The 11,510-nt window shown below is 70.9% G+C and carries 10 protein-coding genes; 8 read left to right on the forward strand and 2 right to left on the reverse strand.

What is annotated here, in order from left to right; all coding sequences use genetic code 11:
• Positions 1–3: 3 nt before the first annotated feature.
• Positions 4–492, reverse strand: coding sequence for a metallopeptidase family protein (locus FHS39_RS19435; RefSeq protein ID WP_184350604.1), 489 nt, complete (start codon positions 490–492; stop codon positions 4–6).
• Positions 493–766: 274 nt separating this feature from the next.
• On the opposite strand from FHS39_RS19435, the gene FHS39_RS19440 reads away from it, so the two are divergent.
• From FHS39_RS19440 to FHS39_RS19465, 6 genes are all read left to right on the forward strand, one after another.
• Positions 767–1,198: a DUF3499 family protein gene (locus FHS39_RS19440; RefSeq protein ID WP_078847733.1), complete on the forward strand. Its 432-nt coding sequence runs from the start codon at positions 767–769 to the stop codon at positions 1,196–1,198.
• Between the two features lie 60 nt (positions 1,199–1,258).
• On the forward strand, positions 1,259–2,617 hold the full coding sequence (locus FHS39_RS19445; RefSeq protein ID WP_184350605.1) for a phosphomannomutase/phosphoglucomutase: 1,359 nt from the start codon (positions 1,259–1,261) through the stop codon (positions 2,615–2,617).
• A gap of 131 nt (positions 2,618–2,748) precedes the next feature.
• The gene (locus FHS39_RS19450; RefSeq protein WP_184350606.1) at positions 2,749–2,934 is read left to right on the forward strand and encodes a Trm112 family protein; all 186 of its coding nucleotides are present in this window, start codon (positions 2,749–2,751) and stop codon (positions 2,932–2,934) included.
• A 54-nt stretch (positions 2,935–2,988) separates the two neighbouring features.
• Complete coding sequence (locus FHS39_RS19455) at positions 2,989–4,149, forward strand: SIS domain-containing protein (RefSeq protein WP_184350607.1); 1,161 nt, start codon at positions 2,989–2,991, stop codon at positions 4,147–4,149.
• 52 nt (positions 4,150–4,201) lie between these two features.
• Complete coding sequence (gene manA, locus FHS39_RS19460) at positions 4,202–5,440, forward strand: mannose-6-phosphate isomerase, class I (protein WP_184350608.1); 1,239 nt, start codon at positions 4,202–4,204, stop codon at positions 5,438–5,440.
• Between the two features lie 80 nt (positions 5,441–5,520).
• Positions 5,521–6,483 carry a cation diffusion facilitator family transporter gene (locus tag FHS39_RS19465; RefSeq protein WP_184350609.1) on the forward strand — a complete coding sequence of 321 codons (963 nt, stop codon included), beginning with the start codon at positions 5,521–5,523 and terminating at the stop codon, positions 6,481–6,483.
• 65 nt (positions 6,484–6,548) lie between these two features.
• On the opposite strand, the gene FHS39_RS19470 is transcribed toward FHS39_RS19465, so the two are convergent.
• Positions 6,549–8,594, reverse strand: coding sequence for a fructose-specific PTS transporter subunit EIIC (locus tag FHS39_RS19470; protein ID WP_184350610.1), 2,046 nt, complete (start codon positions 8,592–8,594; stop codon positions 6,549–6,551).
• Between the two features lie 388 nt (positions 8,595–8,982).
• Between FHS39_RS19470 and ahcY the strand changes: the two genes are divergently transcribed.
• The gene (gene ahcY / locus FHS39_RS19475) at positions 8,983–10,440 is read left to right on the forward strand and encodes an adenosylhomocysteinase (RefSeq protein ID WP_184350611.1); all 1,458 of its coding nucleotides are present in this window, start codon (positions 8,983–8,985) and stop codon (positions 10,438–10,440) included.
• A gap of 99 nt (positions 10,441–10,539) precedes the next feature.
• A complete protein-coding gene (locus FHS39_RS19480; RefSeq protein WP_184350612.1) occupies positions 10,540–11,163 on the forward strand; it encodes a hypothetical protein in 624 nt (207 codons plus the stop codon).
• Positions 11,164–11,510 lie beyond the last annotated feature (347 nt).

Here is an 11,510-nt window from a genome sequence, read left to right on the forward strand (position 1 = left end):
GGCTCAGTCCTGCCCGTAGCGCGGGTCCACCGACTCGGGCGCGAGCCCGAGCAGCTCGGCGACCTGCTCGACCACGACCTCGTGAACGAGCAGGGCACGCTCGTCACGCGTTTTGGTGCGGATTTCCACCGGGCGGCGGTAGACGACGATCCGGTCGGGGTCCTCGCCGTGGGCGGCGACGTAGCTCCCGAGGGGCACCGAGTCGCCGTCGAGGAGCGGATCCCACTCCCCGGGGGTCTCCGGGCCGGTGACGGGCACCTCCTGGACGAGGAACTCGACGGCCGCGAGCTGCGGCCAGCGCCGCTCGAGCCGCTCCGCGGAGTCGTGCACCAGGTCGGCGAAGGCCTCGGCGCGGCTGGCCGACAGCGGCACCTGCGGCGGGGCGATCGGCCCGCGCATGCCCCGCCCGTGGCGGTCGCGGTGGCGCGGACGCGGTCCGGCCGGGTGGGGGGAGTCCCCGGCGGAAGCCGGTGGAGGTACGGGGCTGTCCATCACCCTTGAGGGTATCCGTCGGCCGACCGTGTGCACGCCGTAGCCGCCCATCTCATGGCATGTCGCCCCTTGAACATTCCAGTCATCTATGCGATCAATTACGGCCACCTACGCGACCGGCGGTCGCATGATGAATGACACTATGTGTACCCGAAGGTGACTGTTTTCATTGTCGCCGGACCCCGTGCTTCCTGCTCCCCGCGCAGGTCAACCAGGCGGTTCGGCAAGGGCGTCCACCGGACGAACCGGGACGACACGGAGGGGTGAGCCGGGGGTGAGTCGTCGCGGCCCGCTCAAGAGTGCGGTACCGTCCAACCTCGTGAGCCCTGTACGTCGCTGTTCGCGCACCGCGTGCGGCCGCCCGGCCGTCGCGACGCTGACGTACGTCTACGCCGATTCGACCGCCGTCCTCGGCCCGCTCGCCACCTACGCCGAGCCCCACTGCTACGACCTGTGCGCCGAGCACTCCGAGCGCCTGACCGCACCCCGCGGCTGGGACGTCGTGCGCCTCGCCGTGGACTCCGGGCCCGCCCGCCCCAGCGGCGACGACCTCGAAGCGCTCGCCAACGCCGTGCGCGAGGCCGCCCGTCCGCAGGAACGCACCGCCGCCCAGGGCCACCAGCCGGGCCCCGCCGCCCGCGGCGCCGACCCGATGGAGGTCGCCCGCAGGGGCCATCTCAGGGTGCTGCGCTCGCCCGACTCCTGACGGCTCGTCCCGCCAGGTAGGTTTGCTCCGTAGCGGACCGGATTCCAGGAGGGATTGGCTGTGGCTGACCTGTCGCAGATCGTGAAGGCGTACGACGTACGCGGCGTGGTCCCCGACCAGTGGGACGAGTCCCTGGCCGGGCTGTTCGGCGCGGCCTTCGCCGAAGTCACCGGCGCCCGCGCCATCGTGGTCGGCCACGACATGCGGCCCTCCTCGCCCGGACTGTCCGGCGCCTTCGCGCGCGGCGCGGCGGCCCGTGGCGTGGACGTCACCGAGATCGGGCTCTGCTCGACCGACCAGCTCTACTTCGCCAGCGGCCAACTCGGCCTGCCCGGCGCCATGTTCACCGCCAGCCACAACCCCGCCCAGTACAACGGCATCAAGATGTGCCGGGCCGGCGCCGCACCCGTCGGCCAGGACACCGGCCTGGGCGAGATCCGCGCCCTCGTCGAGCGCTGGATCGAGGACGGCGCCCCCGAGCCCGCCGCCACCGCCGGCACCGTCAGCCGGCAGGACGTCCTCGCCGACTACGCCGCACACCTGCGCTCGCTGGTCGACCTCGGCGCCATCCGGCTCCTGAAGGTCGTGGTCGACGCGGGCAACGGCATGGGCGGGCACACCGTCCCCTCCGTCGTCGACGGACTGCCGGTCGACCTGGTGCCCATGTACTTCGAGCTGGACGGCACGTTCCCCAACCACGAGGCCAACCCGCTCGACCCCAAGAACCTCGTCGACCTCCAGGCCAAGGTCCGCGAGACCGGCGCCGACATCGGCCTCGCCTTCGACGGCGACGCCGACCGCTGCTTCGTGGTCGACGAGCGCGGCGAGCCCGTCCCGCCGTCCGCGATCACCGCCCTGGTCGCCGCCCGCGAGCTCGCCAAGCACCCCGGCGGCACGATCATCCACAACCTGATCACCTCCTGGTCCGTCCCGGAGGTCGTCGAGGAGAACGGCGGCACGCCCGTCCGCACCCGCGTCGGACACTCCTTCATCAAGGAGGAGATGGCCCGCACCGGCGCGATCTTCGGCGGCGAGCACTCCGCCCACTACTACTTCCGCGACTTCTGGAATGCCGACACCGGCATGCTCGCTGCCCTCCACGTGCTGGCGGCGCTCGGCGGCCAGGACGGCACGCTCTCGGACCTCGTCCGGCAGTACGACCGCTACGCCGCCTCCGGCGAGATCAACAGCACCGTCGCCGACCAGACCGACCGCACCGCCGCGGTCAAGGCCGCCTACCAGGCCCTGGACGGCGTCCGGATCGACGAGCTCGACGGCCTGACCGTCACCACCGCCGACTGGTGGTTCAATCTCCGCCCCTCCAACACCGAGCCGCTGCTGCGCCTGAACGTGGAAGCGCGCGACGAGGCCACGGTGGCCCGCATCCGCGACGAGGTCCTGGCGATCGTGCGGGCCTGACCCCCGTTCGGACCCCCGGGACGGGGCGGGCAGGGGAAACGACCCCCGCACGCCCCGGCCCGTTCCCGCCCCGGCCCGGCAAGGGCTTACGCTGACCACACAGAACCGCACATCCCCGAAGGGAAGCCCCCATGCCGCTCGAAGCCGGTCTCCTGGAGATCCTCGCCTGCCCGGCGTGCCACGCCGCCCTCCGCGAGGAGAACGCCACCGAGGAGACCCCCGAGCTGGTGTGCGAGAGCCAGAGCTGCGGACTGGCCTACCCCATCCGTGACGGCATCCCCGTCCTCCTCGTGGACGAGGCCCGCCGCCCCGCCTGACCGACCCCGGCAGGCAGCACCCCGTACCCCTCGGCAACCGGAGGCTGAGCAACGGTGTTCGACGAGTCGCTCCTCGATGACCCCGACGGCCTCTCCCGCGCAGACCTCCACGGCCTGCTCCGCGGCGCCGCCGAATCCGGCGCCCGGGTCCGCACCGCGGCACGCAACGCCGCCGAGGCCGGCGTCGGCACCCTCGCCCCGGACGGCCGCCCGCGCGCCGTCCTGGTCGCGGGCCCCAGCCCCGCCGCCGTCTCCACGGCCGACCTGCTCACCGCCCTCGCCGGCGACACCTGCCCGGTCGCCCTGATCCGCCCGGCCGGCGTCGCCCCCGCCCCCGGCGCCCTGCGCTGGGCGCTCCCCGGCTGGACCGGCCCGCTCGACCTGCTGCTCGTCGCCAGCCCCGACGGCACCGAGCCCGGCCTCGCCCTCCTCCTGGAACAGGCCTACCGCCGCGGCTGCTCCGTCGTCTCCGTCTCCCCGGCGGGCAGCCCCCTCGCCGAGGCCACCGCCCAGGTACGCGGTCTGGCGATCCCGCTGACCACCATGCCGTACGAGGCCACGATGAGCGCCGGTGAACCCGCCGGCAAGGACGCCGACAGCGTCCTGCCCACCGGCCCCGGCACCCTCTGGTCGCTGATCACCCCGCTGCTCGCCCTCACCGACCGGATCGGCCTGCTCAGCGCGCCGCCCTCCGCGCTGGAAGCGCTCGCCGACCGCCTCGATACGATCGCCGAGCGTTGCGGTCCCGCCATCGCCACCTACAACAACCCGGCCAAGACCCTGGCCGCCGAGCTCGCGGACACCCTCCCGCTCATCTGGACCGAGGGCGAACTCGCCGCCGCCGCGGGCCGCCGCTTCGCGACCGTCCTCGCCGCCCTGGCCGGCCGCCCGGCGCTCGCCGCCGAGCTGCCCGAGGCGCTCACCACCCACGGCACCCTGCTGGCCGGCGACTTCGCCGCGGGCGCCGACCCCGAGGACTTCTTCCGCGACCGCGTCGAGGAGCCCGAGGCCCTGCACGCCCGCGTCGTCCTGCTCCGCGAATGCGAACCGGACGTCGCCTCGCCGTCCGGTGCCGCCCGTGAACTCGCCCTGCACCGCGACACCCCCGTCAGCGAACTGGAGGCGTCCGAGGGCGGCCCGCTGGAGACCGCCGCCGAGCTCCTGGCCATCACGGACTTCGCCGCCGTTTACCTGGCGCTCGCCTCCACCCCGTAAAACGGCCGGGCACCTCGAAATCCAGGCCCCGCACCGACAGTCAGGATCCCGCATGGACCGCCTCGCCAACACCGTGCGCCCCTACGCCTGGGGCTCCACCACCGCGATCCCCGAGCTCCTCGGCGTCCGGCCCACCGGCGAACCCCAGGCGGAACTGTGGATGGGCGCCCACCCGGGAGCCCCCTCCCGCATCGACCGCGGCCCCGGCCCCACCGCGCTCGGCGACGCGATCGCCGCCGACCCCGAAGGCGAACTCGGCCCCGACACCGTCCGCCGCTTCGGCCCCCACCTGCCCTTCCTCCTCAAGCTACTCGCCGCCGCCGACCCCCTCTCCCTCCAGGTCCACCCCGACCTCGAACAGGCGCGAGCGGGCTTCGCCGGCGAAGAGGCGCGGGACGTCCCGCACGACGCCCCGCACCGCAACTACAAGGACGCCAACCACAAGCCCGAACTGATCTGCGCGCTCACCACCTTCGAGGGCTTCTGCGGCTTCCGCGCCCCCGCCGTCACGGCCGAACTGCTCGCCGCCCTCGGCGTCGACTCCCTCAAGCCGTACGCCGACCTGCTGCACGCCCAGCCCGAATCGGACGCCCTGCGCGAGATCCTCACGGCCGTCCTCTCCGCCGACCGCGCCGCGATGGCCGACACGGTGACGGCGGCCGCGGCGGCCGCCGAGCGCCTCGCCGCAGAAGAGGGCCCGCACCACAAGGCGTACGCCGCCTACGCCACCATCGCCCGGCACTACCCCGGCGACCCCGGCGTCATCGCCGCCATGCTCCTCAACCACGTGATCCTCAACCCCGGCGAGGCCCTCTACCTCGGCGCGGGCGTCCCGCACGCCTACCTCAGCGGCCTCGGCGTCGAGATCATGGCCAACTCCGACAACGTGCTGCGCTGCGGGCTGACCCCCAAGCACGTCGACGTCCCCGAACTCCTGCGCGTCGTCCGCTTCGAGGCGTGCGCGCCCGCCGTACTGCGCCCCGAAGCGGACGAACACGGCGAAGAGGTCTACGAGACCCCCATCGACGAATTCCGCCTCTCCCGCTACGTCCTCGCCCCCTGCGCCGAACCCTTCACCGTGCTGCCGACCGGCACCCCGCAGATCCTGCTCTGCACGGAAGGCAGCGCCACCTTGTGCGACGCCGAGGGCGCCGAACTGCTGCTGGACCGCGGCGACTCCGCCTTCGTACGGGCCGGCGAGCGCGTCGAACTCAGCGGCGAGGCCACGGTCTTCCGGGCGACGGTCGCATTGGCGGGCTCGTCGGCCGCGTCGGTGACATCTGCTGCGTAGGCTGCTGCATCGGCCGGATCGGCTGTATCAGCCGTGTCGGCTGCATCGGTCGCGGCGAGCGAAAGGGATGAACGGCGCGTATGAGTGCATCAGGCGGGACCAAGGCGATCGTCGCGGCGCTGGGCGCGAACATGGCCATCGCGGTCAGCAAGTTCGTGGCGTTTGCGTTCAGCGGGTCGTCGTCGATGCTCGCGGAAGGCGTGCACTCGGTCGCCGACTCCGGCAACCAGGCGCTGCTGCTGCTCGGTGGCAAGAAGGCCCAGAAGAAGGCGAGCGAGGAGCACCCCTTCGGCTACGGCCGCGAGCGCTACGTCTACGGCTTCCTCGTCTCCATCGTGCTGTTCACGATCGGCGGTGTCTTCGCGCTCTACGAGGGTTACGAGAAGGTCGAGAACCCGCACGCGCTGGAGAACTGGTACTGGCCCGTGGGCGTGCTCGTCTTCGCGGTCGTGGCGGAGGGCTTCTCCTTCCGCACGGCCGTCAAGGAGTCGAACGAACTGCGCGGCGGACAGTCCTGGTCTTCCTTCATCCGCACGGCCAAGGCGCCCGAGCTGCCGGTCGTGCTGCTGGAGGACTTCGGCGCCCTCATCGGCCTCGTCCTGGCCCTGGGCGGCGTCGTCCTGTCGGTCACCACGGGCGACGGAGTGTGGGACGGCATCGCCACCCTGTGCATCGGTGCCCTGCTCGTCCTGATCGCCCTGGTGCTGGCCGCCGAGACGAAGTCCCTGCTTCTGGGCGAAGCCGCGGGCCCGGCGGAGCTCGCGAAGATCCGCGAGGCGGCGGTGGACGGCGAGTCGGTCACCCGCGTCATCCACATGCGCACCCTGCACCTGGGCCCCGAGGAGCTCCTGGTGGCCGCCAAGATCGCGGTCCGTGGCGACGACACTGCGGTCCAGGTGGCCCGAGCGATCGACGAGGCGGAGGAGCGCATCCGTGCGGCCGTCCCGATCGCCCGGGTGATCTACCTGGAGCCGGACATCTACAGCGAAGCGGCAGCGGCGGCGGGGGAGGACCCCAGGGCAACGCCGGGGGGAAGCGGCTGAGCCCCAGGGGCGGGAAGGGGCGGAAAGGGACGGGAAGGGACGCGGAAGGGACGGGGCCGGGGACGTCAGCGGATCTCCCCCAGCACCCGCATCGTCCCGGCCACACCCCCTGCCCCCAGCAACCGCCCCCGGAACCCGGCGTCCAGCAACTTCCGCGCCAGCAACGCCAGAATCCGCAAGTGCTCGTCCCCGGCCGCCTCCTCCGGCACGGCGATCATGAAGATCAACCGCGCCTTCGCCCCGTCCAAGGCCCCCCACTCGACCCCCTCCCCGGACCGCGCGAACCCCACGACCGGCTCCGTCACCGCATCCGTCTTCGCATGCGGAATCGCGATCTCCTCCCCGAGCCCGGTCGTCCCCAGCTCCTCCCGCGCGAGCGCGGCGGCAACCAGCCCGTCCAGGTCCCGGACCTTGCCCGTGGCGGCGAGCAGCTCGGCCATTTCCCGGATGGCGGCCTCCTTCTCGCCCGCGGCCAGCTCCTGCTTCACCGTGCGCTCGGTGAGATAACCGGAAAGCACCCGGGACCGGGCCTCCGGCACAGCCCCGGCCGGAGCCGGCGCCGGGACGGACGCGACGGTCACGGGGGCGGATACGACGGTCGCCGGGGCGGACGCGACGGTCGCCGGGGCGGCCGCACCCGTCGCGGTCCTGGCCCGCCCGACCGACATCAGCGTGACGGTCGTCAGCCCCGTCACCACGGCCCCGACGGTGATGGCCACCAGAAACATGGGCACTCCGCTCACCGCACCCAGCACGGCGACGATCGGACCGCCGTGCGGCACGCTGTCCTTGACCGCCGCGATCCCCGCGATCGCCCCGGCCACGGCACCGCCGGCCATATTGGCGGGGATCACGCGCGCCGGCCGGGCCGCAGCAAACGGAATGGCGCCTTCCGTGATGCCGAAGAAGCCCATGAACAGTGCTGCCAGCCCTGTTTCGCGCTCCTGATCGGTGAACATCCCCGGCCGCAGCAGCGTCGCGAGCCCCTGCCCGAGCGGCGGCACCGGGATCGCCGCCGCACACATGCCCATGATTTCCGGGTTCTTGGAGACGAGCCCCGCGCCGAACAGGAAGGCCGTCTTGTTGACCGGCCCGCCCATGTCGAACGCGATCATCAGCCCCAGGACGATCCCGAGCAGCGCCGCACTCGCGCCCGTGAGCCCGGCCAGCCAGCTCGTGAGGTGCTCGAAGAGCCAGGCGATGGGCCGGCCCAGGACGTAGATGAAGAACAGACCGAGCGCCGAGGTCGCCAGTACGGGGATGACGATGATCGGCATGATGGGCCGGACGAACTTCGGCACCCGGATCGTCTTGATCCACAGCACCAGATAGCCCGCCAGGAAGCCCGTCACGATGGCACCGATGAACCCGGCACCGGACTTCGAGCCGTAGAGCGCCCCCGTGTTGGCGATCCACCCGCCGATCATGCCGGGCACGAGCGCGGGCCGGTCGCCGATGGCGTAGGCGATGTAGCCGGACAGGACCGGCACCATCAGGGTGAAGCCGATGACGCCGATGTCGTTGACGTGCTTCCAGAAAGAGCCGTCCGGGATCACCAGGCCGCCGCTCGCCTGCGGATGTCCGCCCAGCGCCAGTGAAACGGCGATCAGCAGCCCGCCGACCACGACGAACGGGATCATGTACGACACGCCGTTCATCAGCGCTTTGTACGTGCCCCCTCGCCCGCCGCCCGCTCGTCCGCCACCTGCTTGCCCGGCCGTCGCGCTGCTCGCGGCCGCGCCTGCCTCGCCCTGTTGGACGGGTGCGCTCTGTACGCGCTCGATCAGCCGCTCCGGATGGTGAATCCCCTCGGCGACACCGACGACCACCACGCGCTTGCCGGCGAACCGGCTGCGGTCCACGTCCTTGTCAGCGGCGATGATGACCCCGTCCGCCTGTCTGACATCGTTGTCGGTCAGGACGTTCTCGGCCCCGATCGAGCCCTGGGTCTCCACCTTGATGTCGTGCCCGAGCGCCTGCGCCGCCTGCACCAGCTTCTCCGCCGCCATATAGGTGTGCGCGATTCCGGTCGGACAAGCCGTCACGGCAAGCAGCCGGAGCCGTTGCCCGCTGGCCCCCGCGCCCTCGGGGGCACCGGCTGGACTGGTCACGGAATCTCCTCACACGACGCAGGGCACCTTCATCATCTGACCGCATCCTGCAACACCCGACCGGCGGAGCAAAGGGAGGAAGTCCGGTAAGTCCACGGCCAATCCGGAATCTCTCGGTCCGAAAGATGCCGGGTCCCCAGGGGGGTCCAAGGGTCGGCATAGGGGCTGGGGTAGGGCAGGGCACGCGGTGTAGATTCGGCACAGAGCCAGACGTCGCTGCTGATGGCGGTCGGGCGGTCCGTACCGACGGACCGGCCGAGGGAGAGAGGGCCTCCGACGGACTGCGCTGCGGCCAGCGAACCAGTGTGCGACCGGAGTGTCCGCACTGGCATGACCGCGTGCACAGCCGTAACCACTCTCGCTCGCCCCTCAGGAGGAGCAGCCCGTTATGACTACCACCTCCACCGGCCAGGATTTCAAGGTCGCGGACCTGTCTCTGGCGGCTTTCGGTCGTAAGGAGATCACTCTCGCCGAGCATGAGATGCCCGGTTTGATGGCGATCCGTAAGGAGTACGCGCAGGCGCAGCCGCTGGCCGGCGCCCGTATCACTGGTTCGCTGCATATGACGGTGCAGACGGCCGTTCTGATCGAGACCCTGGTGGCGTTGGGTGCTCGGGTGCGGTGGGCGTCGTGCAACATCTTCTCGACCCAGGATCATGCTGCTGCCGCGATCGCGGTGGGTCCGCAGGGCACGCCGGAGGACCCGCGGGGTGTTCCCGTGTTCGCGTGGAAGGGCGAGTCGCTGGAGGAGTACTGGTGGTGCACGGAGCAGGCGCTGACCTGGCCGGATGCTGCCACGGGTGGTCCGAACATGATCCTGGACGATGGTGGTGACGCCACGCTCCTGGTGCACAAGGGTGTGGAGTTCGAGAAGGCGGGTGCGGCTCCGGACCCGTCAACGGCGGACAGCGAGGAGTACGCGCACATCCTCACCCTGCTGAACCGCACGCTGGGCGAGAACCCCCGGAAGTGGACCCGGCTGGCGTCGGAGATCCGGGGCGTCACCGAGGAGACCACCACCGGTGTCCACCGCCTGTACGAGATGCAGCAGGCCGGCTCGCTGCTCTTCCCCGCGATCAACGTCAATGACGCGGTGACGAAGTCGAAGTTCGACAACAAGTACGGCTGCCGCCACTCCCTCATCGACGGCATCAACCGCGCCACCGACGTCCTGATCGGCGGCAAGGTCGCCGTCGTCTGCGGCTACGGCGATGTCGGCAAGGGCTGCGCGGAGTCGCTGCGGGGCCAGGGCGCCCGGGTGATCGTCACCGAGATCGACCCGATCTGCGCACTGCAGGCGGCGATGGACGGCTACCAGGTCGCCACCCTCGACGACGTCGTCGAGACCGCCGACATCTTCATCACCACGACGGGCAACAAGGACATCATCATGGCCGGGGACATGGCCAGGATGAAGCACCAGGCAATCGTGGGGAACATCGGTCACTTCGACAACGAGATCGACATGGCCGGCCTCGCCAAGACCCCCGGGATCGTCAGGGACGAGGTCAAGCCCCAGGTCCACACGTGGACGTTCTCTGACGGCAAGGTCATCATCGTCCTCTCCGAAGGCCGCCTGCTCAACCTGGGCAACGCCACCGGACACCCGTCGTTCGTGATGTCGAACTCCTTCGCGGACCAGACCCTGGCCCAGATCGAGCTCTTCACCAAGCCCGAGACCTACCCCACCGACGTCTACGTCCTGCCCAAACACCTCGACGAGAAGGTCGCCCGCCTCCACCTCGACGCCCTCGGCGTCAAGCTCACGACGCTGCGCCCGGAGCAGGCGTCGTACATCGGTGTGCCGGTCGAGGGTCCGTACAAGCCGGACCACTACCGCTACTGACACCAGCACCAGGATCGGCATCATCAGCACCACTAGCTGGTAGAACAGGCCCCCGCCCCCACGGCGGGGGCCTGTCCCGTCAGTACCAAGGACCCCACCATGCCTCGCGGCCGCTACTCCCTTTACGACCCCCACGATCGTTCCCCCCTCGGCGACGAGCACTTCCAGTGCGCAACCGGCCCCTCCGGCTGGCGCTACGTCTCGCAGATCACCTCCCCCTCCGGCACCCCCGCCGGCTCGGTCGACCTGGCCATCGACGACCTCGGCCGTCCCATCCGCCTCCAGCTCCAGAGCGCCGACTGGCAGGTACGGGGAGCGGCAATCGACGGCGTCACCTGGGTCCGCACCGACCCCACGGGCGAACACGCGCAGGAAGGCAACGTCCCCGCCCACGCCTTCACCGGCACGTCCCCCGCGTTCTACGTGGCCCTCGCCCGCCTCCTCCGCCTTTCCCCCGGCGGCGCGGCCACGCGGGTCCGCCTCGTCTCCTTCACCGCCCCCGTCCTCGCCCCCCTCACGGTCGACCAGTCCTGGACCCTCGTGGCCAGGACAGCACACGCCACTGACAACGGCCCGCTGGAAGTGGACGAGTACCAGGTCAGCGCCCTGGACACGGGGGAGCAGTGCGCGGTCCACATCGCCGGCGACGTGGTGCTGTCGGCCCCGGGAGTCGAGCTCGAGGACCTGGAGAGCCCGCCATCGACCTTCGCCCGACCTGCCTGACCTGGGCGGAGGGCGGGAGCTCGATGTGCGTTGGGGGCCCAGATCCTGGTAGTGTCCTCTTCGCCCCAGGAAACCTGTTGACACGGGTTGAGGGGGGAGGTAGATTCGAACGGTTGGGACGAACTGGACTGGTTCCTCCGCAACAGTTAGTATCTGACCAGCTTCGGTCGGTGAATGTGAATTCATTCGAAGCACTTCGACTCTGATAAAGTCGAAACAGCCCACTCCAACGGGCACCGGAAATGAATTCCAGACCGGAAACGGACTGGAAAACGGATCTGGTAAGGTTGGAAACAACGAAGGGAAGCGCCCGGAGGAAAGCCCGAGAGGGTGAGTACAAAGGAAGC

Origin of the sequence: Streptomyces olivoverticillatus, from assembly GCF_014203555.1 — a bacterium.
Lineage (GTDB): Bacteria > Actinomycetota > Actinomycetes > Streptomycetales > Streptomycetaceae > Streptomyces > Streptomyces olivoverticillatus.